The following is a 22692-nucleotide window of genomic DNA, read 5'->3' on the forward strand; positions in this document are numbered from 1 at the left end:
CATGTTTGCCAACTGCCAGCTTTTTGGTGTCGATTTAGCCTTTCCCGACGTCTGTCTGACGCCGATGCCGGCGCCAACGCCGATTCCCTATCCGGATATCGCGCTGGGGCCGACGGCGATCCCTAACGCGCTCAATATTCTGTTTATGGGCATGCCCGCGCACAATATGGCGACGGTGACGCCGCTCACCAACGGCGATAACCCCGGCGTGGCGACCGGGGTGGCGTCAGGTACGGTGATGGGGCCATCGCGTCATCTGACCGGCGCATTTACCGTGCTGCTGAAAGGCACGCCGGCAACGCGTCTAACCAGCGTTAGCCTGCAAAATTCGACAAACGCGGTCGGTATGCGCATCGTCCCCAGCCAGTTCAAGGTATTGATGCTGGCGCCGTAAGCTGTCGGCTATGCGAGAAAACGATTACAATCGCCCAACTGAATCACTTTTTGTGCAGAGTTATAAGGGTCAAGATGAATCCGAGCGTCATTCAGTGGAATGAAGACAATTTCTCGCAAGTTGAACGCTATAACGGCGTGGCTGTTGTGCGTTTTCATGCGCCGTGGTGCGGCCCTTGTCAAAGCAGCGAAAGTCTTTTTCTCCAGGCGGCCGACCGGCTACCGTCTGATGTTTTAGTCGGTACAGTAAATGTTGTTCAGGCTCCGGTGCTGGCGGCGAAATATAGCGTCTGGGGGTTACCCAATACGCTTGTTTTCCGCGATGGTCAGGTGGTGGAGCGTCTCAGCGGCCCACAAACATTCAGCGCTATTTTTGCAGCAATAATTCGCGCCCAGGCCCTCATCTGATGTCGATAGTTTCTCCGATAGTGGGGCCCGTCTTCTACGATCTCCTGCAGCATGGTCGGGAGATAGACCGCGCTATTGCGCGCCGGGACGCCAGCTTGCTGAATCACTCCACGCCAGGACTTGAAGGCTACTTTTCGCGTCCACCAGGCGAACTTCCCCGGCAAAACCCATTTCCGGTCGCCGCGCTATTCCCTCTGTTCTTAGTGGCTTTTGCATTCAACTTGCTACCATTTTTGCAGACGCTCCCGCCATTCTCGGCACCGATACGGGTAGCGAGTTTTTTTGTACCGGCGCTGGTGATAATATTTTTTCTGTTAACCAGCGGCGTGTTGCTGGCTCGCGGTTATACCCTCGGGCTGAAGGGATTTCTGGCGCTATTTCTTATCCTCTCAGCGTCAACGGTGGTGCAAGCATTGCGAGCGATGGTTAGCGCAGGTGAAAGTCTCTGGCCGCTGGCGTTCGCCGCGCTGGCATTACTGTGTTGCCGGCTAATATTTAACCGCCAGGGATTCGTGCTGTACGCGATTTATTGTCGTAGCCAGCGGTTGGCTCTTCTCGCGGGCAAACTACGCCGGCAGCGTAAATAGAGAGCGGCGAAGACGGTGAGCAACCCCTGACTATCAACGGATAGCCAGGGGTTTTGTTTATTGCGGGTAGTTAAACGCGTCAGGATGGTTTTCAAGGCTGCCGCTCAGCGCGGCAAACAGCACGGTTTTGCCATCAATCGACAGCGCATCGCTGACGTTAAGCCAGGTCAGTTTTTCCTGCGATGTTTTCTCATCTACCACCGAGAAGACGCCCGACATCTGTTTGGATTTTTCCGACCAGATCACGGCGATACGTTCGCTACCACAATCGTGTGGTTTACAGGCGCTTAATACCTGCCAGGATTCAGATCCCAGTTTCACGGTTTGTGCCGGGGATCCGGTACCACCGCTGTTAACCCAGGCCGGGAGTTTATGGCCTTTAACCATCTGGCTGAACGACGCTTTGGTCGCATTATCTTTGGCAAGTGAAGTCAGCGTGACATCACTTTGCGCCATGACGCTGGCGGATGCAGTGAGTGCGACGACGGCGGCAAGTGCTTTGAACATGTTTCCTCCTGGAGTTGATATGTCCTCATTTCGGGCCCCTTAATAGTGGGCGCAGAGCATCATTAATGCAAATGAACATATTTATACAATGAATGTGATCCCCCGCGCAAAGCGTGGACTTATGCGGCTTTGACATGTCATGATGCACATTGGTTAAATTTTTGTATTAATAGCTGATAGTAAATGGCTAATACAAAAGGGCATATTAATTCAGGCGATAACGCATGGCGTATTTGAATCATCTGTTGACGTTTATTGAAAGTAATCCGGCTCTGGCGATCGGCTTTAACCTTATTCTGCTGGTCGTCTCCGGCATCTTTGCCCATCTTTTGTGCAAGTTTTTGCTGATTAAAGTGATACGCAAGGTGTTCTTCGCCAGCCATAAACAGGACGTGCCGCTGGAAAAAGACCGCCGTATCGCCGAGAAACTGTCAAACTTCATTCCGGTTATTATCGTCTACTACGTTCTGCAGTTTATGCCCAATATGCCGGCATCGCTGGTAACGGCGATTAATACCATCTGCGGAATTTTGTTTTTTATTTTTCTGTCGATCTTCTTCAACGAAATGCTGGATATCGTCAATAGCTCTTATCTGCGTAAGACCAAACGTAAAAACCACTCCATCAAAGGCTATATCCAGATAGGTAAAATCTTAGTTCACATTCTGGCCGCGATTATGATCCTCGCCGTGATGTCGAATAAATCACCGGTGATTATCATTTCCAGCCTCGGCGCCGTCGCGGCGGTGCTGATGTTAGTGTTTCAACATACCTTGCTGTCGCTGGTGGCCAACGTCCAGCTATCGTCCAACGATGTCCTGCAACTGGGCGACTGGATCGAAATGCCCGACAAGAACCTGAGCGGGGAAGTGACGGATATCGCGCTGCATACCATTACTATCCGTAACTGGGACAACACCATTTCGCGTATTCCGACCAAGAATTTCCTCACAGAAACGTATACCAACTGGCAGGCGATGTTCTCGTCCGGCGCACGGCGGATCATGCGTAGCATTAATATCGATCAGCACTCGGTAACCTTCCTGAATCAGGAGATGTTAACCCCGATGCTGGCAATCCGCGGGGTGGGTGAGCCGCTCAGTAAATTACTGGATGGTCGGGATCCGGGCGGCGTCGCGGATCGCTGGTTTATTGATAACGGGTTGACTAACCTGACGCTGTTTCGCCATTACCTGATGAGCTATCTCGCCGAACGGCCAGATATCATTAAAGATATGTACATCGTGGCGCGGACGTTAAAACCATCGCCGTCCGGGCTGCCGCTGGAAATCTACTGCTTTACCTCATCGACGCTATGGATGGATTACGAGAACACGCAATCCGCTATTTTTGAATACATTACCGCCGTGGCCGGGCAGTTTTCACTGCGTCTATACCAGTATCCCGCCGGGCATGATTTCTGGCGCTTATCGCAGGAAAACAGTTTACGGACGACGACACCGCCGTCGACGGAAGGGCCATAATTGGCGCGTATATCCATCTCGACAACAGGATGTTCAGAGGATGCTGAAGTTCATGAAAGACAGTTTGCTGCTCAGTGCGGTCGTCAGGGACAGAATAAAAACCAACGATCCGCAGCAACTGGAGAAGCTTAAAGACAGATTAAAAGACCGGATGGGTATTCCGGTCGGCTGGCATATGTCAGGAATACCGCTGATAGGGGCAATGATTCTGAGCATGCTCGCTTTTGCCCTGGCTCAACCTTATCTCTGCCTGGCGATGTTCGATCTATTTGGGCTGCCGCAGTATGCCGTGATGGCGGCGATTGTGCCTGTATCGCTAATTTATAGTCTGGTAATGGTTCTGGCGATGTACTTCGTTGCCAGAGGCAATTTTCTGGCGCTTAAATTATCACTGGCTTTGATGGTTTTCAGTGGTCTGGTTGCGAGTGTTTATTTTCTTTCTGTTTGCCTCGGGGCATTATTCGGCGCCGGACTCAAACTGGGATTTCTCATCAGCGCCGTGCTGGGACTATTATTCATTTTCGGCTGTATCCGATGCATAAATAGCCAGACTTTTTACCGTGCAAACGCCCTTTATTTACATAACAGGGTCTGGCGAAAACAGCTTAATATTCAGCGCCAAATGCCGCGCCGCGCTTCACGTTAGAAAAGGGCGGCAACAACCGGCAGTTTTCGCCTGGCCTTATTTTATAAATCAATGAGCAGATTCGTGCTGCGGCTGCGGGAACAGCACAGCGCGACATGCTGCACGATGGCGCATTTTTCTGCTGCTGACTGCACCGTATCACGATGGTCCACCTCTCCCTCAACGACTCTGGTCAGACAGGCGCCGCAAATCCCCATCTCACAAGAGAGCGGCACTGCCACACCATTTTCCTGCAATACCTGCGCGATGGTTTGATTGGCGGCAACGGGCCAGCATTGGCCAGAAGAGGCGAGCGTCACCGTAAACGTCTCTTCTGGCCGGGCGTCGTTCGCGGGCATTGACGCCTGAAACGCCTCCTCATGGATCTGCTCAGCCTGCCAGCCTTGTATCGCCGCCGCCTGGCGCGCGGCGGCCATAAATCCCGCCGGACCGCATACGTAAAGCCGATCCTCACGGTGAGGAACGCTCAATCTGCCAGCCAGATTTTCTCGCGGGCTCCCGCCTTCAGCTGAGCTATAAATTCTCACGTTTTCTGGCGCCAGCTTGCGGGCAATCGCGGCTAGCAGGGCGCCGTTTTCTCGACGGTTGAGGTAATAATGCAAGGTAAACGGATTTCCCTGCGCCGCTAACGCCCGCGCCATGCTATACAGCGGCGTAATGCCAATCCCGGCGGCTAGCAGGGTGACGTGTCGCGCCGTCTGCAGGGTAAACTGATTTCTCGGCGGTGATATCATCATCCTCTGACCCGGTCGCAGCGTCTCATGGATGTAGCGCGAACCGCCGCGCGATTCTGCCGCTCTGGCCACGCAAATCAGATAACGTTCCAGCCTGCTGTGGCTGCCGGTGAGTGAATACTGACGGGTTACGCCGCTCGCCAGATGCAGATCGATATGGGCGCCGGGCTGCCATGCGGGTAATGGGCCGCCGTCAGCCGTCACCAGCCTGACCGCCAGATTATGTTCGCCTTCGCGCCAGAGACCATCGACAACCACCTCAATCAGAGTACTCATCATATAACTCCTTGCTCAGACCAGGAAAAATTCACCGAAACCCAGCCGCTTCAAGCCGCGACGGTAGGCAATTGAGCTACGGTCGGCAGGAATATGTGCTTCCAGGGTAAGATCCAGAGGAAGCGTCTCCGGACGCTGGCTCTCTACCATCAGCCGGTCTTCTTCAAACACGCGAAGGTTGAAGGCGTAGACTTCCTCCACCGGCACATGCAGGTCGAAATTGCGGGCGATAGGGGCAAACATTCGCGTGATCCGTGATGAGACGGGCGAGGCGGCATTCATAATTACCAGCCGGGCTTCGCCGGGGAAATGAATCGTCAGGGTGGCGGTAAAGGGCAAATGCATCTCAAAGCGACGCAGCCATTGAAAACCCTCCGGAGCACGGTAGCCGGCGCTTGCCGGATAATTGCCGACCGTACTCCAGTAGTCGACGACAAACCCATTTTCCGTTTCCTCAGGCAGGTAGTCAGGAACCTGTTGATTATCCGCATCGGCGAAGGTGTCGGTATGGATCCACGCAAAATGCGCCACATCAAGAAACCCTTCAACCTGACGGCCTGCGAAGCCATTGACCTCAAAAGCCGGGCAGGTCAGTTGCTGAAATCCGTCGTCTGCCCAGTGCGGCATGGTCGGTAACTGCGGGGGACTGTCAGCATCATAATCGAGACAGACCCACACCAGACCATAGCGCTCTTCCGCCGCGTAGCTGGTCAGATTTAATTTCGCCGGTATCGGCTGATTTGGACTGGAGGGGATTCGGTTACAGCGGCCATCTTCCCCAAAGCGCAGGCCGTGATAAGGGCAAATGATACCTTCTTCGTCATGAAAACCTAACGTCAATGGTACCCCGCGGTGGGGGCAAGCGTCGCGGGCGACCACTATGCTTTCGTGCAGGCGATAGATTACCAGCTTTTCATCCAGCAGGGTGGCCTTCACCGGTTGCCGGCCGATATCCGCGCTACGCGCCACCGGATGCCAGCATTTTGCCAGCCGCAGCCAGTCCTGGGGTTCAAAGGTGCAATGCGCGGGGGGCGTGAGCGGTTGTCTGTTCATCGTTTTGCTTCCTGATGGCTAAAGTGATTGTTTAATTGTTGTGAGTTAATTGTTGCCATAGTAGGGTGTTGACATCCATCAGCATTAATTCAGCTATCCGTTGCAAAAATCAGTACAGGTAACCGATGAGTCCTTTCTCACGCTTTGCTCGCTATTTTATGGAAGTGGCCCGCAGCGGCAGCCTGCGTCGGGCGGCGGAAAAACTGCATATTTCGGCTTCGGCGATTAACCGCCAGATACTGCAGGCTGAAGCGTCCTTCGGCACGCCGCTGTTTGAGCGGCTGCCGGAAGGTTTGCGGATGACCACCGCAGGCGAGTTGCTGTATGACAATCTGCTGCGCTGGCAAAAAGAGTTTCGCGTAACCCAACAGAAATTTGATGAACTGCAGGGGCTAAAACGCGGAACGGTGAATGTCGGTATGGTGCAGGCGCTAGCCGAAGGGAGTTTTGCCGCGGCGCTGGCAGAGATTATCAACCAGTGCGAGTGGCTGGAACTGATGTTGCAGGTCGCCGATAGCCAGAGCATCAGCGACAGAGTGCGTCAGGCCGATGTCGATTTTGGTCTGATCCTCGATCCTGAAGGTCAGGCGGGTCTCAACGTACTGGCGTTTATTGAAATGGAAGTCGGGGTGGTACTGCATCCGCACCATCCTTTTGCCGCTGCGCCCGCGATCTCGCTGGGGGAACTTAGCGATGAACGGCATATTATTCCCGGCGCGCCGTTAATAGTGCATGACCGGGTGACAATGCTCTATCGCCATTATGATTTTTCGCCGCCCAACACCGTTAGCTGCAATGATATTCGTCTGATTAAATCGCTGGTGCTTAAAGGCGGCGGGGTGGCGGTCCTGAGCCTGCTCGACGTGCAGGACGAGGTAAACAACGGTTCGCTGGCGTTTGTGCCGCTACGTAATAAGCTGCTGCGGCCTTTGACCCTGGCGCTATGCACCGCGCCATCGCGCCAGCTATCTCGTCCGGCGCAAATGGCGATTCAAAAACTCACGCTGGTGATGGAGGAGATGCGTAGCGCTGCTCACTCTCAGCCTAATGGCCCGCCCTGAATTGTTTCGCACAAGCCATTGATAATACGCTCGCCGGTTTCCGTTTTCAGTTCCTGATACCAGGCTTTGGTTAACGCCATATCTTTACCGTGGGTGATATCACAGCGTTTACGCGCTTTGAGCACCAGGTCACGCACCCGTTCACAGCGCAATGCTTCGTACTGGCGCAGCGCGGTGACAATATCGCTGTTTTCGCGTAGTACATTCCCCAGCACGACCGCGTCCTCCATCGCCGCGCAGCCGCCCTGGCCAATATCCGGCGTGGTGCTGTGTCCGGCATCGCCCAGTAGAGCCACCTTGCCACGTACCAGCTTATCAAAAGGTTCAATATCGTGAATTTCTATCCGGTTGGTGGTCTGCGGGTCGAGGGCGGCGATAAGCTTTTGCACCGGCGGCGCCCAGCCGGTGAAGTAGCGGGTTAAATCGTCGCGCAGGGTGAGGCGATCTTCCGCTAATCCGGCCGGCAACGGCACATCGAAGAAGAAGTAGAAGCGTCCGCCCGCCACCGGCATCAGCGACACGCGTTTCCCTTCGCCGACAAACGTCGTCCACTGATCGGCGGGAGCAATGGACTCATCAATATCGACCAGACCATTCCAGTTAACGTAACCGGCATAGCGGCGTTCCGGCGTATAGCCGAGCACATATGGCCGCAGCGCCGAATGACTGCCATCGGCGGCGATGACCACATCGCCGTGCGCCTCGCTACCATCGGTAAACCAGACGGTTACGCCGTCGGTATGCTCTTCCACGCGGGTAACCCGCTTGCTGAACCGCACCTGCTCACGCCCCCAGAAATCGAGCATCTCGCGCTGCAGTTCCGTTCGCGACACAGGCGAAGGGCGGCCCTGCGTACGTTCAACCAGCGGCGCGAGGCTGAAGCGGGTGAGCGTTTCTCCGCGTTGATACTCCTTATACGCCAGATAATGCATCGGGCCGCCGTAAGCGTCGATGATCTTGCCCATCCCCAGGCGGTTCATACACTTGACGCCGTTGGGCCAGATAGAAATCGCGGCGCCAACCGGCTTAATCTCTTTTACCGCTTCGAACACTTCGCATGCGATGCCTGCGTTACGGAGCGCCACCGCGGCGCTCAAGCCGCCGATTCCCGCGCCAATCACGATTGCTTTCATTGTCTTCCCCTTAGGTGTGTTGTTTAAGGGGTTCAGCAATTTGCGTACCAGGTAGCAGAACATACGAAATCAGCGGAAAATGGAAGGGTGATGGGCGGAGTGCGCACCAAAGAAGGGCAAAGTTGCGATAATGTTGCCTTTTTATGAATCAAAGATTTCTTTAAATGAATTAAGGAATCAAAAGTTTCATCACCTTGCGCCAACGATCGTTACGGAACCCCCGCTCTTTAATGAAGCTATTCCACTGAAAAATAATAGATAAACCGATTTTTAGGTGGATAAAGATAGAGGGAGTCAGCAATGTGGCCTGCTTTGTGCACTACATCGTCAACGCTTATCCACGACGAGACGGTGACCCCATGTCTGATGAAAAGAACAGCAACCTGCTTTATGGCCTCGAGCAGCGCATCCCGCCGCTGCCGGCCTTTTTTAGCGCCTTACAGCACGTGCTGGCGGGGCTGGTCGGCATTATTACGCCGCCGCTGATTATTGGCGCCGCGCTGGGGCTTGGCGAATGGCTGCCATATTTAATTAGTATGTCGCTAATAGCTTCCGGGATTGGCACCTTTCTGCAGGCTAACCGCGTCTGGGGGATCGGTGCGGGCATGATCTGTATGCAGGGCACCAGCTTCGCTTTTCTCGGCGTAGCGATTGGCGGCGGCATGTGGGTAAAAGCGCAGGGAGGCGGCCCGCAGGACATTATGGCTATGCTGTTCGGCGTCAACGTTATTGCCGCGCTGGTACCGGTCGTCGTCAGCCGCTTTATCGAACCGCTGAAAAAACTCTTTACCCCCATTATTACCGGCAGCGTCATTGCGCTGATCGGCATCAGCCTGATAAAGGTCAGTATTATTAACTGGAGCGGCGGCGAGCACGCGAAGGATTTCGCCAGCCCGGGCAATATCGCATTGGGCAGCGTGACCTTAGGGATTATCGTGTTATTAAGCTGCGCGAAAAACCGTTGGCTGCGTTTATCGTCGGTGGTCATCGGCATGGCGGTGGGCTGTATCGCCGCCGCATTGAGCGGGAAATTTCATCTGGCGCCGGTCGGCGAGAGCTGGTTTCGTCTGCCGGCGCTCTTTCCTTTTGGCTTTCAGTTTAATAGCGCCATCTTTTTACCGGTCGCGCTGGTGTCGCTGGTCTGCATTCTTGAAGCCGTCGGCGATTTAACCGCCAACTGCCTGATCTCAAAACAGTCCATCGATGATGGCGCGTTTCGCTCACGCCTGAAAGGCGGGATCCTCGCGGATGGTATTAGCTGCCTGATCGCCGCGGCGATCTGCGCGTTTCCCAATACCACCTTCGCGCAGAATAACGGCGTCATCCAGATGACCGGCGTCGCCAGCCGCTATGTCGGGCGTTATATCGGCGTATTGCTGATTCTGCTTGGTCTATTCCCGCCATTTGGCGAAATCCTGCGCCAGATCCCCACGCCGGTGTTAGGCGGTGCGACGATGGTCATGTTTGGCTGTGTCGTGGCGGCCGGGATCCGCATTATCACCCAGACCCCGCTAACCCGCCGCGATATGCTGATTGTGGGCCTGGCATTTGGTTTTGGCCTCGGCATTGAGGCGGTTCCCGCTTTCCTTGCCCATTTCCCGCCCATCATCGGCAATCTGTTTGGATCTGCCGCTACCAGCGGCGGGCTGGTGGCGATTGTATTGAATCTGATTATTCCGCAAGAGAAAGCCGCCATGACGGCAGCGGCAAGGAGCAATGATGATAACACTCAACCACTTTAATCAGCTGCCGCAGGCGCAAGCTCTGCGACTGCTCGAACCCTGCGTGGCGCTCCCCGCCTGGCGCGAAGCGCTGGCGCTGGGGCGACCCTATGCCACACTGACGGCCTTAACGGACCGCGCACAACAGCTGATGCAGCACTGGGGAGAGGCAGATCTGGCGCGGGCGCTCTGCGCCCACCCGCGGATCGGAGAGAAGCCGACAGGCGGGGAAGCGCATGCCGCGCTGTCTCGCCAGGAGCAGGCGGAGGTTAATGCCGACGATGCCGCTATCGCCCGGGCGCTGAAAGAAGGGAATGCCCGTTACGAAGCCCGCTTTGACCGCGTGTTTCTGATCCGCGCCAAAGGGCGCAGCGCCGCCGAGATCCTGCAGGCGCTGACCCAACGGCTGACGCATAATGACGCGCAGGAAATTGAAGCGACACTGGAACAATTACGTGAAATCACCTTACTCAGACTGGCGGGAGTTATTAGCGCATGATCACCCTGAGCACCCATATTCTTGATATTTCCACCGGCAAGCCTGCACAAGGCGTGGCGGTCACCCTGTTATGCGAAGGGCGCAGCCTGGCATCAGGCGTGACAGACAGCAATGGCCGTCTGGGCGAGCTGGCGACGGGACAGCTGCGTCCCGGAAACTATCAGCTGGTGGCCGAACTGCAATCGTGGTTTGCGCGCGATGGCCGCCAGACCCTGTACCGACAGGCGCAGATCGATTTTATGATTACCATTGATGACAAAGACCATTTTCATCTGCCGTTTTTAATTGCCCCCGGCGGCTGGTCGACCTATCGCGGAAGTTAAATTGAGTCCGCTGCCCGGTCAGAATACAGTGCCGGGCAGCGGTTCATCCTTCGTTACACCATACCTGTTCGCCATTGACCCAGGTCTCACTAATGTTCCGTTCATCGCCTAAGGTCATTAACACGAACAGCTGTTCATACACATCCTGACAGCGGGCGCTGCGTAGTCTTTGTAGCGGCGTCACCGCCGGGTCGATAACCACCAAATCGGCCTCTTTTCCCGACTGGAAATTACCTATTTTGTCATCCAGGCGTAACGCGTGCGCGCCGCCCAACGTCGCATGATAAAACGCTTCGCTGGCGCGCAGGCGATAGCTCTGTAGCTGCGCCACTTTATAGGCCTCGCCGAGAGTACGCAGCAGGCTGAAGGAGGTCCCGGCGCCAACATCGCTGCCGATGCCGATCCGGACCTGATGTTGCCAGCTGGCGGGCAGGCGAAATAGCCCGCTACCCAGAAACAGGTTTGACGTCGGACAGAAAGCAATTGCCGAACCGGTCTCATGCAGACACCGCCACTCTTTCTCCGCCAGATGGATCCCGTGGGCGAAGACGCTGCGCTCACCGGTCAATTGATAGTGATGATAAACATCAAGATAGTGCTCATGCTCCGGCCATAACTGCTTTACCCACGCTATTTCATTTAGGTTTTCACTCAGATGGGTATGTAGCCAGGTATCGGGAAACTCCTCCCGCAGACGCTGAACAGCTTGCAGCAGCTCCGGCGTGGAGGTGGGGGCGAAACGCGGCGTAATGGCGTAGCCCAGACGACCGCGCCGGTGCCAGCGCTGGATCAGTTCGCGGGTCTGGCGATAGCTTTGTTCGGCGGTTTCGGTTAAATACTCCGGCGTATGGCGATCCATCATCACCTTACCGGCCAGGAGGCGCATGTTCAGGCGCAACGCCTCGGTAAACAGGGCATCCACGGACGCCGGATGAAGCGTACAAAATACCAGCGCGGTGGTGGTGCCATGGCTGAGCAACTGGTTGACAAAAAAACGGGCGATATCTGCCGCGTACCGTTCATCGGCAAACTGGCTTTCCACCGGGAAGGTATAGGTGGTCAGCCATTCCAGCAGCTGTTCGCCAAAGGCGCCGATCATTTCGGTTTGAGGATAATGAATATGGGCGTCGACAAACCCCGGCAGCAGCAGTTTGCCGCGCAGATCGCGATAGCCTTTCTGTGGATCGAGTAATGCTTCGCCTTCCTGCCATGGCAGTAGCGCCTGAATCTTTCCGGCGTAAATAAACAGCACGCCATCATCAATATATCGCGCGTAGCGGGCGATATCGTCAGCGCTGGCGGCGGGTTGGCTAATATCAAAAAACGCACCGCGTAGCGCGGTGTGGTATTCCAGCATGTTGCCGCCTTATTTGAGTGTGGAGATATCTATTACGCAAATGTTTCGCAAATTTAATGCCAGAAGGCCGCGACAGATGCCGCGGCCGGGCGGGATTATTCTTTCTGCGCCAGCGCGCCGGGGGTAAAGCGGGCGGAGGAAGCGGCCTGCCGCTCATCGCGGGCAATCCAGCGATACAGGCTGCCGCTTAGCAGCACGCCGATGAACCAGCTAAAATTGGCCACTTCATGCAGAGCGGGAATAAAGCTGATAATCAGGCCAACCGCTACCGAGGGCAGCAGCGCGGCGATGGCCTTCGGGTTAAAGCCGTTGCGGTACCAGTATTTGCCTTTCGGAGTGTCATCGAACAGATCGTTGACCGATACCTGCCCGCGTTTAATCAAATAGAAATCAACCAGCAGAATGCCGAACAACGGCCCGATAAACGCTCCCAATACATCCAGGGTGTAGTGGATAAGCTCAGGGGAGTTGAACAGGTTCCACGGGGTGAGCAGTATCGAGCCGACGGCGGCAATCATCCCGCCGGTGCGGAAGCTGATTTTTTGTGGCGCGCAGTTGGAAAAATCAAATGCCGGCGAGACGAAGTTGGCGACAATATTAATGCCGATAGTGGCGGTGATCATGGTCAGCAAGCCGATGGCCACCGCCAGATCGTTACCCACATGGCTCACCGTTTCAATCGGGTCGGTGATCATCCGGCCAAATAAAGATTGCGTCCCGGAGACGATCACTACAGTCACCACCGAGAACAGCAGGAAGTTAAACGGCAGCCCCCAGCGGTTACCGCGGCGAATTTCGCCCATGCTTCTGGCATAACGGGAGAAATCGCCAAAATTGAGCAGCGGACCGGAGAAGTAAGAGACCACCAGCGCGGTGGCGGTGATCATCTGCCAGCTTTGCTCGCCGGCGGTCAGCGTCTTACTGGCGAGGGTAAAGGAGATACCGTCGAGGCCTGTCTTGTATACAATCCAGCCCGCCAGCGCCAGCATCACCACATATACCGCCGGGCCGGCGATGTCGATGAAACGCTTAATCGCGCTCATGCCGTGCCAGAACACCATCGCCTGCAACAGCCACATGGTAGCGAAACAGATCCAGCCAAGCGATGAAAGACCCAGCAATGAGGTTTGCGTCATTGCCGCCAGCGAGGGCCAGAACTTCAGCAGCACCAGCATCAAGGCGTTCGCAGCCAGATAGGTTTGGATCCCGTACCAGGCGAAAGCAATCAGTCCGCGTATCACCGCCGGAATATTGGCGCCGAAGACGCCAAACGCCTGACGACAAATGACCGCATAGGGCACGCCGGCAATCTGGCTGGGTTTGGCCACCAGATTAGCGCAAAGCTGGACGATAACAATTCCGGCCAACAGGCAGATAAGTACCTGCCAGCTCGCCAGCCCCAGCGTAAAGAAACTCGCCGCCACTACATAGCCTCCCATGCTATGCACATCCGACATCCAGAAAGAAAAAATGTTGTACCAGTTCCAGTTTTGCTCGCGCGTCGGCGCCAGATCCTCGTTGCAAAGACGCGGGCTGTAGCCTGATGCCGGGTCTCCGGCGTTGAGCTGATGCGTATTTTGTGTATTTGGCATGGATCCTGCTCCTCTGAAGACAAACGTTGTGCCGTTGATAGCGGAAGGCGTTGCAGGATTCAGGCCAGAATGGTTAATCTTGTATACAAAATATTTATTTTATGTATACGATTTGATATCAAAATGGAAAGTGGAGTAGACCAATGGGCAATGAAAATCCGCTGCAGGCCGCAGCCGGACTGCATGACAAGGATGAGTCTATCTACGAAGCCTTGCTGACCGCGATTGTCGAGCAACAGCTGCTGCCGGGCAGCAAATTGCCGGAAGAGGCGCTGGCGGAGGTGTTCGGCGTCAGTCGCACGGGGGTACGCAAAGCGCTGCAACGACTCGCCGCTGTGCAAATGGTGACATTAACGCCCAAACGTGGTGCACAGGTCGCCAGTCCGACGGTCGACGAGGCACGGGAAATATTCCGCACCCGCGCGCTACTGGAAGTGGCGAATCTGCCGGATGTCCTGCAACGCTGCCAGCCTCCGCATCTGGCGGCGCTGGAAGCCATTATTCAGCAAGAGCAACTGGCGCATGAGGCCTACGATGGCCCGGCGGCTATCCGCCACTCCGCTAATTTTCATATTCAGTTACAGGCCATTTCCGGCAACCAGGTACTAACGGAGATGGTCACCCGACTCAGTCAACGCTCATCACTGGTGATTGCCGCCTGGGGCGCGCCGTGGCGGCAAGGGTGCCGCTGCGATGATCACGAGCGCCTTGTCGGCCTGCTGCGCGAAAAAGCGCTAACCGCGCTGACCGAGGCGCTCAACCATCACTTTGAACACATCGTCGCCAGTTTATGTTTTTCCCGCACGGGGGAGTCGGTTCCCGATTTCGCCCGGCTATTCGCCGGCTATAAGGAGCGGTAATGTCCACCATCTGTATACAAGTTATCAATCCCAATACCGATCCCAGTATGACGCAAACCATCGCCGAGGCGGCCCGCGCCGCGGCGTCGCCAGGAACCGATATTCTCGCGGTGTGTCCACCGGACGGCGTGCCGTCGATTGAAGGACATTTTGACGAAGCCATCGCCGCCGTCGGCGTGCTGGAGCAGATTAAAGCCGGGCGGCGGCAGGGCGTTTCCGGCCATGTCATCGCCTGTTTTGGCGATCCGGGACTACTGGCCGCCCGTGAACTGGCCCAGGGGCCGGTTATTGGTATTGCCGAAGCGGCGATGCATATGGCGACGCTGGTCGCTACCCGCTTCTCGGTGGTCACTACCTTGCCGCGCACGCTGATTATCGCTCGCCACCTGCTACATCAGTATGGATTCCATGACCATTGCGCCGGTCTGCATGCGATCGATCTACCGGTGCTGGCGCTGGAAGATGGCAGCGGCGTGGCGCAGGAAAAAGTACGCGCCCGCTGTATTCAGGCGCTAAAGGAGGACGGCTGCGGCGCTATCGTGCTGGGCTGCGGCGGCATGGCGACCCTGGCGCAGCAACTGACCCGGGAACTTCAGGTACCCGTTATTGATGGCGTCAGCGCGGCGGTGAAGATGGTTGAATCTCTGGTGTCGCTAGGACTGACAACCGGCAAGCACGGTGATTTAGCCTATCCGGAACGTAAAACGCTTAGCGGTAAATTTGCCGTGTTTAATGATTAAATGAAGGGGTGGGAGATGATACCAGCAGCAGAATCGTATCCGCGCGATTTGCGCGGCTATGCGGGAAAACCGCCGCACGCGCAGTGGCCAAATCAGGCGCGTATCGCGGTGCAGTTTGTGCTTAATTACGAAGAGGGCGCCGAGAATCACGTCCTGCACGGCGATGCGGGTTCCGAACAGTTTCTCTCCGATATCATCGGCGCTGCCAGCTACCCCGACCGCCATATGTCAATGGACTCATTGTATGAATATGGCAGCCGCGCGGGCTTCTGGCGTATCCATCATGCCTTTCAGGAGCGGGGGTTACCGTTAACGGTGTTTGGCGTGGCGATGGCGCTGGCGCGTCATCCGGATATCGTCGCGGCGATCAAAGCGGCCAACTACGATGTGGTCAGCCACGGGTGGCGTTGGATCCATTATCAGCATATGGCGATTGAACAGGAGCGTGACCATTTGCATAAAGCGGTGCAGGTGCTGACCGACCTGTTTGGCAAACCGCCCACCGGCTGGTATACCGGGCGCGATAGCCCTAACACCCGGCAACTGGTGGTGGAACATGGCGGGTTTGATTACGACAGCGACTATTATGGCGATGATTTGCCGTTCTGGACGGAAGTGCCTTGCGCCGACGGGCAGCGTAAACCGCATCTCATCGTGCCTTACACGCTCGATGCCAACGACATGCGCTTTGCCACCGCTCAGGGGTTTAATACCGCTGAACAGTTTTATACCTATCTGAAAGACAGCTTTGATGTGCTGTACGCGGAAGGCGAAACGTCGCCGAAAATGATGTCTATCGGCATGCACTGCCGGTTGCTGGGGCGCCCTGGGCGCTTCCGCGCTCTGCAACGTTTTCTTGATTACGTGCAGCAGCATGAGCGCGTGTGGATTTGTACCCGCCAGCAGATTGCCGACCACTGGCGGCAGGTACATCCGTACCAGCCATAGCGGCAGGCCCATTGCGCCGTTGTTTTGTCGGGTGGCGGCTAAGGCCTTACCCGACCTACGGTCCGTGCGGCCTGCCGTTAATTTATACTGCCGGTGTTGGTAGCCTCAAAATCCCCGGTGGCGCTGCCGCTTACCGGGGCTACATCGCTTTGCGATTTGGTAGCCCGGAGAAGGCGCAACGCGCCGCGTCCGGGAAAACCCCTTAAAAAAGTAGCAAACCGATAACAGTATCTATGGTCCGTACCGTTGTGAGCTTAAGATCTCTATCTTGTAAATGGCTACTGAAACTGCGGTGTTGGTGGCCTCAAAATCGCTGAGACGTTCCCGGAAGGCCGGGGCAGCCCGCATGGATGCGGGCTGAGGGCCGTGATTTGCAGGGATGCTGCCTCGGCCCGACCCGGAGCCTGCCGGGATAAGTCGAAGGAACCACGAAGTGGCGATTTTGGCGGCCAGAGCCCGCGAGTACAGAGGGCGGCGGCGACTGGCCGCCCTCTGTGCGCTCCCAGCGCCACGGAAAACATATTGCGGAAAAAATTAACCGGGAGCGCAATGTGCTCAGAATTAACACAAAGCACATGTTTTTCCCAGACCAAAACCGTTGCAAATCGATAACAGTATCTACGCCGGCATGTGATCTGTAGGCCCACGTAAGTGTAGCGCCGCCGGGCAATAACCGCGGGTAAAGAACCACTTTCGCGCCGGATGGGGCTGCGCCTTATCCGGCCTACGATCCGTGCCATTGTGAGTTGGTAGCCCTGCTAAGCGCAGCGCAAGCAGGGGGCGACAACGGCATCAATGCCCCATCAAACTGACCTGCGCGGCAACGATACGCCAGCCGCAGGCAAACCGCACCCAGGTTTGCTGCTGACGGCCAATACGTTCGCTGCCTTCACGGGTGAACTCGGTACTGCATACCGCATAATCCTCTCCATAGGTGGTGATCACCGTATGGCGTAACTCCCGCGCAAGTCCTGCGGCGGGGCGCGCGGCGCGGAAGGCGCGGATCTCATCAATACCATATAGATTCTCCCCGGCGCCGAGGCGAACCGTGCGCGTATCGTGCCAGAACAACGCATCCAGCACTGCGATATCGTTACTCACCAGCGCCTGTTCATAGCGATAAAAGGCCGCCGTAACTTCGGCGACCACTTGCGGAAGATTGATGTCTTGCGATGCGATCATGCGGCTACCCCCACCGGACGAGAATCGGTTACTCCCATCGCTTCCAGCGCATAGGCGGCGCGCAGACAGGCCTGTTCATTAAACGGCGCGGCAATTAACTGCACCCCGACAGGCAGCCCCGTCGCGGAACGAAGCGGGACGGTCACCACCGGCAGACCGATGAACGAGATCGGTTGAGTGAGCATGCCCATGCTTGCGCGTATCGGTAAAGACTCGCCGTTGATCTCCATCGTCTGCTCGCCAATAAGCGTCGCGCTGCACGGTGTTGCCGGGGCAATGAGCACATCGGCGTGGGTGAACAGCGAGGCGACTCGCTGCTGAGCGTGGCGACGGAAGCGCTGCGCCTGCAGGTACCAGGCGGAAGGGATCATCGCGCCCGCCAGCAGACGTTCGCGCGAGTGCGGTTCAAAGCGCTCCGGCTCGCGCCGTAAGGCTGGAAGGTACTGGTTTCCGCCTTCAGAAGCGCTAATGATAAACGCAGAAGCGCGCGCCAGCTCCGCTTCGGGGAAGAGATACTCTTCAGAGGCTTCGAGATAACGGGCGACGCGAGCCACCGCCGCGCGGCCATCGTCATCGCACCAGCGGCTGAAATAGCCGCCTAAAACCGCGCAACGCAGCCCCTGGAGGCCATATCGTAGATGCGGCGTGGCAGGGGCGACGCCGCGTTCGGCCTGAAACCCATCGTTGACGTCTCGCCCCTGCAGAACATCGTAGACTGTGGCTAAATCCTCTACCGTGCGGGCAAACGGACCAATATGATCGAGGCTGGGAACAAAAGGGTGGCTGCCGGCGCGCGACAGGCGGCCGAAGGTTGGCTTGAGACCAAAAATCCCGCTCAGGGATGCCGGAACGCGAATCGAACCATTGGTGTCGCTACCGAGCGAGAAATTAACCAATCCGGCGGCGACCGCCGCCGCCGAGCCTCCGGAGGAGCCGCCGGCAATGCGGTTAAGATCGTGCGGATTGCGCGTCGCGCCATAGTGGCTGTTTTCCGTGGTAAAACCGTAAGCATAGGCGTCCATATTCAGCATCCCGCTGAGCAGGCCGCCTGCGCTATGGATCTGACTTACGGCCCAGCTATCGACGCGGGCAGGCGGGTTATCGCTGAACAGTTGCGCGCCGGCAAGGGTGGTTTCCCCTGCGACATCAAACAGATTTTTGACCGCATAGGGAACCCCTGCCAGCGCAGGCAGCGGCTGATTCGTACGCCGTAGGGCATCAATAGCGTCCGCTTCGTCGAGCATCCGTTTCCCGGTGACTGTCGTCCAGGCGTTGAGCCGCGGGTTACTTTGCGCAATATCATCAAGCGTCTGGTGAGCCAGCTCTCTGGCGCTAAATTCACCGCGACTCAGCGACTGCTGAATGTCGGCAATGGTCATCTGATGTAGCTTCATGCTTTATACACTCCGGCGATTTCCAGACGCTGATCGAGCGGATAGGCCATCAGCGGTTCAGCCATATCGGCAATGCGGCGAAATTGCGTCAGCAGCTCAGCGCGGCGCGATTCATCCAGTTCAAGGGCGAGGATCTGTTCCATCTGTAGAAGCCAGTCGCGCCACTCTTTTTCGGTTTGTGTCATGCTTCTCCTCCTAATAGCCAGCGGCGGTGCCGTTACTGCGCGGATCGGACGCACCTTCAAACAGGCCGTCAGGATGGCGGACAATGGCCCCGGCATGCCCCATGGCCTCGCTGAAGTCGGCCAGTACCTCAACTTCATGCCCCAGTTCCCTGAGTCGGGCGAGGGTTTGCGGCGCAAAGCGACCTTCCACTTTTAGTGAGTCCGAGGTCTGTCCCCAGGTGCGCCCAAGGAGCCAGCGCGGACGAGAAATACTCTCCTGAAGCGGGACGTTCTGCAGGATATAACGGGTGAACAGCGCCGCCTGGGTTTGCGGCTGGCCGTCGCCGCCCATTGAGCCATAAACCATCACCCGCCCATCGTTCAGGCGTGCGGCGGCGGGATTAAGGGTATGGAAGGGTTGCTTGCCGGGCGCCAGCGCCAGCAAATGCGCCGGGTCGAGGCTGAACGACGCGCCGCGGTTTTGCCAGACAATACCGCTGTCCGGAAGCACCACGCCGCTGCCAAACTCATGGTAGAGACTCTGGATAAAGGAGACCGCCAGCCCGCTACTGTCCATCACGCCCATCCAGACGGTATCGCCGGGGCCTTTGCCTGCGCCCCATGGCGCGGCGCGCTGGTCGTCGATCTTCTCCGCCAGCGGTTGTAACGCCTGCAGGGACAGCAAACTTTGAATATCCACGTCCAGATGCAGCGGGTCGGTAATATGTTTATCGCGCAGGCTAAAGGCCTGTTTTGTCGCTTCCACGATACGGTGGATGGTCTGCGCATCGTCGGCCTGTTCCATCGCCAGCCGGTCAGTGATGCCGAGGATGGCCAGCGACACCAGCCCCTGCGTCGGCGGCGCCAGGTTCCATAACTCACCGTGTTGATGCTGTAGCCGCAGTGGTTGCGGGCGGCGCGCGCGATGCTGGCGCAGATCGTCAAGCGTGATAGGCAGGCCGTAACGGGCCATGCCGGCCGCCAGTTGTTCCGCCAGCGAGCCGCGATAGAAACTATCGAGCCCTTCCTCAACCAGCCGTTTTAGCGTGGAGGCCAGCGCAGGCTGACAAAAGCGGCTGCCGCTTTCAGGAGGGCGGCCATTGACCAGAAAAGTCTCAGCGAAGCCCGGCTGGCGCTGAAGTTCATCTAACTTTCCAGCGGTGGCGCTGGCTTGTGACGCGGTCACCGGAATACCGTTATCGGCATAGCCAATCGCGTCCTGTAACAGGCGCGAAAGCGGTAGTGATTTACCGGTCAGGGATTGTGAAACTTTCAGCGCCTCATCCCAGCCGCTGACGGTGCCGGCGACGGTCAGGGCGGATTGCGGGCCGCGATGCGGGATGTGCGTTAGCCCGGCATAGGCTTCCGGCGTCGCCAGTGAACCAGCGGCGCCGCTGGCGTCAATGGCGATCGGATCGCCCTGCGGCGGCACGATCAGCCAGAACCCATCGCCGCCTAAACCATTCATATGCGGGTAGACCACCGCGATGGTCGCAGCGGCGGCGACCATCGCTTCTATTGCGCTTCCGCCTTCGCGCAGCACGGACAGCGCGCTTTGGCTAGCCAGATGATGGGGGGCGACCGCCATCCCCTGGGTCGAGAAATGACTCTGCATAAATTATCCTCGTAACGAATCGTGCAGCCACTGCTGCAAACGCTGTCCGTGCAAAAGCTGTTCCACTTTGAAAAGAAAGTTTCAATGTTGCGGTTATCATTTTCTTTTCTCATTGTGGCATGCATTGTGAAGGGGGTTAGCGGTATAGTTCAGTGAAACAAAAGTTACAGAGGCGCTATGGAACAACTCGATGAACGGCTGAAGGCGCAATATGCGTCGTTGTCACCCCAGGAGCAGCGGGTGGCGGATTTCATTGTCGACCACTTTGATGACCTGATTAGCTACAACAGCGCCGAGCTGGCCCAGCTGAGCGGGGTATCTAAAGCGACGGTAAGCCGCCTGTTTAAACGGCTGGGGTATGAAAAGTATCGCGATATGCGCGATGAGCTGCGCACGTTACGCCAGAGCGGGATGCCGTTGACCGATCATCGCGAGGCGGTGCAGGGTAATACCTTGCTGGCGCGGCATTATAAGCAGGAGATGGCAAACCTGACGCAGTGGGTCAACGCGCTGGATGCCCGGCAGTTTGCCGAAGCCATTAACGCACTGGTGAATGCCAGGCGCGTCGTCATTATTGGGATGCGTAACTCCTGGCCGCTGGCGTTGCATCTACGTCAGCAGTTACTGCAGGCGCGCGGGCAAGTGGTGGTGCTGCCGCAACCGGGGCAAAGCCTAAGTGAAGAACTGGTCGATTTAAGCGCGGAAGATATGGTGGTGGTGATGGCGTTTCGCCGTCGGCCGCGAATTATTCGCCCATTGATGCAGCAACTGCAACAGCAGGGAGTTCCGCAGCTGCTAATCTGTGAGCCGCAGGCGCATAGCCTGTTTCCTCTGGCGCGCTGGCGGCTCTGCGCCCCACTGGACAGCGTGTCGGCTTTCGACAGCTACGCGTCGGCCAATAGTCTTATCAACCTGCTGGCGAACGCCTTGCTACATGAAATTCTCGATAGCGGTCGCCCGCGCATTCATGACATCGCTACGTTATACCAACAACTGGATGAGCTTGAACAACGATAATGGGGAGTCATGCTGGTGCTTTGCACCTTTTTGGTGCCAAAATGCGGTAAGAAGAAATCCAATTCTTCTTACCGCTATGGTTAATGTTCCCGTCATTTCCCGCTAAAAGCCGATTAGCCGGCGCAAATTTGTTTTGTCCGCATCTGGCACATTAGTTGCAGAAGTTTATTTAAAGAATCTTTTGTTTCATACTAACGTAACGGGGAATGATGATGAAAAAACTGCTGATCGCGCTGACCGGGGCCGCTTGTCTGTTAACACAAATCACCGCCGCACGCGCGGACCAACTCCAGGATATTGAAAAACGCGGCGTGATCCGCGTCGCCGTTCCCCAGGATTTCCCGCCGTTTGGTTCCGTCGGCACCGATCTCCAGCCACAGGGGTATGACATCGATATGGCCCGCTATCTGGCAAAGCAGATGAAGCTAAAACTGCAGCTGGTTCCGGTGAGCAGCGCCAACCGGGTACCGTATCTGCAGACCGATAAAGTGGATCTGGTGATCTCAAGCCTGGGTAAGAACGCCGAGCGGGAAAAGGTCATCGATTTCAGCCAACCCTACGCGCCGTTTTTCCTTGGCGTCTTCGGCCCGCAGGGCAGTACCCTGAAAGATGCGGCCGAACTGAGCGGTAAGAGTATCGGCGTGACCCGCGGCGCGGTGGAAGATATGGTGCTGACCAGCATTGCGCCGAAAGCGACGCAGATTAAGCGTTACGAAGATAACAACACCACGCTGTCGGCCTGGCTTTCTGGTCAGGTGCAATACGTAGCGACGGGTAACCTGGTGGTGGCGGCTATCTCGCGGCAAAACCCGGCGAAAGCCCCGGTCGCCAACTTTATGCTTAAGGATTCACCGTGCGTGATTGGCCTGAAAAAGAATGAACCGGCGCTGAAGGAAAAGGTGAATGCCTTAATCGCGCAGGGCATTAAGGACGGCACCCTCAATACGTTGTCACAGCAGTGGCTGAAAGCGCCGTTGCCCAGCGACTTTGCCGCTTAA

At 56.7% G+C, this 22692-nt stretch carries 24 protein-coding genes; 14 read left to right on the forward strand and 10 right to left on the reverse strand.

Annotated features, from left to right (window positions below; genetic code table 11):
- The first annotated feature begins 1 nt into the window (after window position 1).
- From ABLV78_RS12470 to ABLV78_RS12480, 3 genes are all read left to right on the forward strand, one after another.
- Window positions 2-394: a DUF4150 domain-containing protein gene (locus tag ABLV78_RS12470; protein WP_015366584.1), complete on the forward strand. Its 393-nt coding sequence runs from the start codon at window positions 2-4 to the stop codon at window positions 392-394.
- Window positions 395-468: 74 nt separating this feature from the next.
- Complete coding sequence (locus ABLV78_RS12475) at window positions 469-801, forward strand: thioredoxin family protein (RefSeq protein ID WP_047048415.1); 333 nt, start codon at window positions 469-471, stop codon at window positions 799-801.
- The gene (locus ABLV78_RS12480; RefSeq protein ID WP_047048412.1) at window positions 801-1388 is read left to right on the forward strand and encodes a hypothetical protein; all 588 of its coding nucleotides are present in this window, start codon (window positions 801-803) and stop codon (window positions 1386-1388) included. The genes ABLV78_RS12475 and ABLV78_RS12480 overlap by 1 nt, the downstream gene beginning before the upstream one ends.
- A 57-nt stretch (window positions 1389-1445) precedes the next feature.
- On the opposite strand, the gene ivy is transcribed toward ABLV78_RS12480, so the two are convergent.
- Window positions 1446-1895 carry an Ivy family C-type lysozyme inhibitor gene (gene ivy, locus ABLV78_RS12485; protein WP_047048409.1) on the reverse strand — a complete coding sequence of 150 codons (450 nt, stop codon included), beginning with the start codon at window positions 1893-1895 and terminating at the stop codon, window positions 1446-1448.
- A 224-nt stretch (window positions 1896-2119) separates the two neighbouring features.
- On the opposite strand from ivy, the gene ABLV78_RS12490 reads away from it, so the two are divergent.
- Together ABLV78_RS12490 and ABLV78_RS12495 are read left to right on the forward strand one after the other, a co-directional pair.
- Complete coding sequence (locus ABLV78_RS12490; RefSeq protein WP_047048406.1) at window positions 2120-3379, forward strand: mechanosensitive ion channel family protein; 1260 nt, start codon at window positions 2120-2122, stop codon at window positions 3377-3379.
- A gap of 40 nt (window positions 3380-3419) precedes the next feature.
- Complete coding sequence (locus ABLV78_RS12495) at window positions 3420-4025, forward strand: hypothetical protein (protein ID WP_226473394.1); 606 nt, start codon at window positions 3420-3422, stop codon at window positions 4023-4025.
- A 41-nt stretch (window positions 4026-4066) separates the two neighbouring features.
- Here ABLV78_RS12495 and ABLV78_RS12500 read toward each other — a convergent pair whose 3' ends face one another.
- Both ABLV78_RS12500 and hpxD read right to left on the reverse strand, forming a co-directional pair.
- Window positions 4067-5035: a PDR/VanB family oxidoreductase gene (locus tag ABLV78_RS12500; RefSeq protein ID WP_047048405.1), complete on the reverse strand. Its 969-nt coding sequence runs from the start codon at window positions 5033-5035 to the stop codon at window positions 4067-4069.
- A gap of 15 nt (window positions 5036-5050) precedes the next feature.
- A complete protein-coding gene (hpxD, locus tag ABLV78_RS12505; RefSeq protein WP_047048400.1) occupies window positions 5051-6088 on the reverse strand; it encodes a molybdenum cofactor-independent xanthine hydroxylase subunit HpxD in 1038 nt (345 codons plus the stop codon).
- A 125-nt stretch (window positions 6089-6213) separates the two neighbouring features.
- On the opposite strand from hpxD, the gene hpxR reads away from it, so the two are divergent.
- Window positions 6214-7149 carry a LysR family hpxDE operon transcriptional regulator HpxR gene (hpxR, locus tag ABLV78_RS12510; protein ID WP_047048397.1) on the forward strand — a complete coding sequence of 312 codons (936 nt, stop codon included), beginning with the start codon at window positions 6214-6216 and terminating at the stop codon, window positions 7147-7149.
- Here hpxR and hpxO read toward each other — a convergent pair.
- Complete coding sequence (gene hpxO / locus ABLV78_RS12515) at window positions 7128-8282, reverse strand: FAD-dependent urate hydroxylase HpxO (protein WP_047048394.1); 1155 nt, start codon at window positions 8280-8282, stop codon at window positions 7128-7130. The two genes, hpxR and hpxO, sit on opposite strands and share 22 nt — an antisense overlap.
- Window positions 8283-8641: 359 nt before the next feature.
- On the opposite strand from hpxO, the gene ABLV78_RS12520 reads away from it, so the two are divergent.
- From ABLV78_RS12520 to uraH, 3 genes are read left to right on the forward strand one after another with little or no spacing between them, the layout of a single operon-like run.
- The gene (locus ABLV78_RS12520; RefSeq protein ID WP_047048392.1) at window positions 8642-10024 is read left to right on the forward strand and encodes a nucleobase:cation symporter-2 family protein; all 1383 of its coding nucleotides are present in this window, start codon (window positions 8642-8644) and stop codon (window positions 10022-10024) included.
- Window positions 10002-10502: a 2-oxo-4-hydroxy-4-carboxy-5-ureidoimidazoline decarboxylase gene (gene uraD / locus ABLV78_RS12525; RefSeq protein ID WP_047048389.1), complete on the forward strand. Its 501-nt coding sequence runs from the start codon at window positions 10002-10004 to the stop codon at window positions 10500-10502. The genes ABLV78_RS12520 and uraD overlap by 23 nt, the downstream gene beginning before the upstream one ends.
- Window positions 10499-10825 carry a hydroxyisourate hydrolase gene (gene uraH / locus ABLV78_RS12530; protein WP_047048387.1) on the forward strand — a complete coding sequence of 109 codons (327 nt, stop codon included), beginning with the start codon at window positions 10499-10501 and terminating at the stop codon, window positions 10823-10825. The genes uraD and uraH overlap by 4 nt, the downstream gene beginning before the upstream one ends.
- Before the next feature lie 43 nt (window positions 10826-10868).
- Here the strand turns inward: uraH and guaD are convergent, their stop codons facing one another.
- Both guaD and ABLV78_RS12540 read right to left on the reverse strand, forming a co-directional pair.
- Window positions 10869-12182, reverse strand: coding sequence for a guanine deaminase (gene guaD, locus ABLV78_RS12535; RefSeq protein ID WP_047048384.1), 1314 nt, complete (start codon window positions 12180-12182; stop codon window positions 10869-10871).
- A gap of 95 nt (window positions 12183-12277) precedes the next feature.
- Window positions 12278-13774 (reverse strand): NCS1 family nucleobase:cation symporter-1, encoded by a 1497-nt coding sequence (locus ABLV78_RS12540; RefSeq protein ID WP_047048382.1) that lies wholly within the window; start codon window positions 13772-13774, stop codon window positions 12278-12280.
- Window positions 13775-13917: 143 nt separating this feature from the next.
- Between ABLV78_RS12540 and ABLV78_RS12545 the strand changes: the two genes are divergently transcribed.
- From ABLV78_RS12545 to puuE, 3 genes are read left to right on the forward strand one after another with little or no spacing between them, the layout of a single operon-like run.
- A complete protein-coding gene (locus ABLV78_RS12545) occupies window positions 13918-14634 on the forward strand; it encodes a GntR family transcriptional regulator (protein ID WP_015705421.1) in 717 nt (238 codons plus the stop codon).
- Window positions 14634-15374 (forward strand): allantoin racemase, encoded by a 741-nt coding sequence (hpxA, locus tag ABLV78_RS12550; protein ID WP_047048379.1) that lies wholly within the window; start codon window positions 14634-14636, stop codon window positions 15372-15374. The genes ABLV78_RS12545 and hpxA overlap by 1 nt, the downstream gene beginning before the upstream one ends.
- Window positions 15375-15389: 15 nt before the next feature.
- A complete protein-coding gene (gene puuE, locus ABLV78_RS12555) occupies window positions 15390-16322 on the forward strand; it encodes an allantoinase PuuE (RefSeq protein WP_015366602.1) in 933 nt (310 codons plus the stop codon).
- A gap of 792 nt (window positions 16323-17114) precedes the next feature.
- Here the strand turns inward: puuE and hpxZ are convergent.
- The 4 genes from hpxZ to hpxW are packed head-to-tail and all read right to left on the reverse strand — an operon-like array spanning window position 17115 to window position 20677.
- Complete coding sequence (gene hpxZ, locus ABLV78_RS12560; protein WP_047048378.1) at window positions 17115-17504, reverse strand: oxalurate catabolism protein HpxZ; 390 nt, start codon at window positions 17502-17504, stop codon at window positions 17115-17117.
- Entirely contained in the window at window positions 17501-18898 is a 1398-nt protein-coding gene (locus ABLV78_RS12565; RefSeq protein ID WP_047048375.1) for an AtzE family amidohydrolase, read from the reverse strand. Before ABLV78_RS12565 ends, hpxZ begins: the two co-directional genes overlap by 4 nt.
- Entirely contained in the window at window positions 18895-19083 is a 189-nt protein-coding gene (gene hpxX, locus ABLV78_RS12570; RefSeq protein ID WP_047048372.1) for an oxalurate catabolism protein HpxX, read from the reverse strand. The genes ABLV78_RS12565 and hpxX overlap by 4 nt, the downstream gene beginning before the upstream one ends.
- A 10-nt stretch (window positions 19084-19093) precedes the next feature.
- Window positions 19094-20677, reverse strand: coding sequence for an oxamate amidohydrolase (gene hpxW / locus ABLV78_RS12575; protein ID WP_047048369.1), 1584 nt, complete (start codon window positions 20675-20677; stop codon window positions 19094-19096).
- Between the two features lie 177 nt (window positions 20678-20854).
- Here hpxW and hpxU point away from each other — a divergent pair, with 177 nt between their 5' ends.
- Together hpxU and ABLV78_RS12585 are read left to right on the forward strand one after the other, a co-directional pair.
- Window positions 20855-21694, forward strand: coding sequence for a MurR/RpiR family transcriptional regulator HpxU (gene hpxU / locus ABLV78_RS12580; protein ID WP_047048366.1), 840 nt, complete (start codon window positions 20855-20857; stop codon window positions 21692-21694).
- Window positions 21695-21906: 212 nt separating this feature from the next.
- Complete coding sequence (locus ABLV78_RS12585) at window positions 21907-22692, forward strand: transporter substrate-binding domain-containing protein (RefSeq protein WP_045394380.1); 786 nt, start codon at window positions 21907-21909, stop codon at window positions 22690-22692.

Origin of the sequence: Klebsiella sp. CN_Kp075 (genome assembly GCF_040065055.2) — a bacterium.
GTDB classification, from domain to species: domain Bacteria; phylum Pseudomonadota; class Gammaproteobacteria; order Enterobacterales; family Enterobacteriaceae; genus Klebsiella; species Klebsiella aerogenes.

Bases quoted from the DNA above. Each gene is read 5' to 3' on its own strand.
- hpxX (WP_047048372.1), bottom strand. From the start codon at position 19,083: ATGACACAAACCGAAAAAGAGTGGCGCGACTGGCTTCTACAGATGGAA.
- ABLV78_RS12520 (WP_047048392.1), top strand. From the start codon at position 8,642: ATGTCTGATGAAAAGAACAGCAACCTGCTTTATGGCCTCGAGCAGCGC.
- hpxA (WP_047048379.1), top strand. From the start codon at position 14,634: ATGTCCACCATCTGTATACAAGTTATCAATCCCAATACCGATCCCAGT.
- ABLV78_RS12490 (WP_047048406.1), top strand. From the start codon at position 2,120: ATGGCGTATTTGAATCATCTGTTGACGTTTATTGAAAGTAATCCGGCT.
- ivy (WP_047048409.1), bottom strand. From the start codon at position 1,895: ATGTTCAAAGCACTTGCCGCCGTCGTCGCACTCACTGCATCCGCCAGC.
- hpxR (WP_047048397.1), top strand. From the start codon at position 6,214: ATGAGTCCTTTCTCACGCTTTGCTCGCTATTTTATGGAAGTGGCCCGC.
- ABLV78_RS12480 (WP_047048412.1), top strand. From the start codon at position 801: ATGTCGATAGTTTCTCCGATAGTGGGGCCCGTCTTCTACGATCTCCTG.
- hpxD (WP_047048400.1), bottom strand. From the start codon at position 6,088: ATGAACAGACAACCGCTCACGCCCCCCGCGCATTGCACCTTTGAACCC.
- ABLV78_RS12470 (WP_015366584.1), top strand. From the start codon at position 2: ATGTTTGCCAACTGCCAGCTTTTTGGTGTCGATTTAGCCTTTCCCGAC.
- ABLV78_RS12565 (WP_047048375.1), bottom strand. From the start codon at position 18,898: ATGAAGCTACATCAGATGACCATTGCCGACATTCAGCAGTCGCTGAGT.
- ABLV78_RS12495 (WP_226473394.1), top strand. From the start codon at position 3,420: ATGCTGAAGTTCATGAAAGACAGTTTGCTGCTCAGTGCGGTCGTCAGG.
- hpxZ (WP_047048378.1), bottom strand. From the start codon at position 17,504: ATGATCGCATCGCAAGACATCAATCTTCCGCAAGTGGTCGCCGAAGTT.
- hpxO (WP_047048394.1), bottom strand. From the start codon at position 8,282: ATGAAAGCAATCGTGATTGGCGCGGGAATCGGCGGCTTGAGCGCCGCG.
- ABLV78_RS12475 (WP_047048415.1), top strand. From the start codon at position 469: ATGAATCCGAGCGTCATTCAGTGGAATGAAGACAATTTCTCGCAAGTT.
- ABLV78_RS12540 (WP_047048382.1), bottom strand. From the start codon at position 13,774: ATGCCAAATACACAAAATACGCATCAGCTCAACGCCGGAGACCCGGCA.
- uraD (WP_047048389.1), top strand. From the start codon at position 10,002: ATGATAACACTCAACCACTTTAATCAGCTGCCGCAGGCGCAAGCTCTG.
- guaD (WP_047048384.1), bottom strand. From the start codon at position 12,182: ATGCTGGAATACCACACCGCGCTACGCGGTGCGTTTTTTGATATTAGC.
- hpxU (WP_047048366.1), top strand. From the start codon at position 20,855: ATGGAACAACTCGATGAACGGCTGAAGGCGCAATATGCGTCGTTGTCA.
- ABLV78_RS12585 (WP_045394380.1), top strand. From the start codon at position 21,907: ATGAAAAAACTGCTGATCGCGCTGACCGGGGCCGCTTGTCTGTTAACA.
- puuE (WP_015366602.1), top strand. From the start codon at position 15,390: ATGATACCAGCAGCAGAATCGTATCCGCGCGATTTGCGCGGCTATGCG.
- uraH (WP_047048387.1), top strand. From the start codon at position 10,499: ATGATCACCCTGAGCACCCATATTCTTGATATTTCCACCGGCAAGCCT.
- hpxW (WP_047048369.1), bottom strand. From the start codon at position 20,677: ATGCAGAGTCATTTCTCGACCCAGGGGATGGCGGTCGCCCCCCATCAT.
- ABLV78_RS12500 (WP_047048405.1), bottom strand. From the start codon at position 5,035: ATGAGTACTCTGATTGAGGTGGTTGTCGATGGTCTCTGGCGCGAAGGC.
- ABLV78_RS12545 (WP_015705421.1), top strand. From the start codon at position 13,918: ATGGGCAATGAAAATCCGCTGCAGGCCGCAGCCGGACTGCATGACAAG.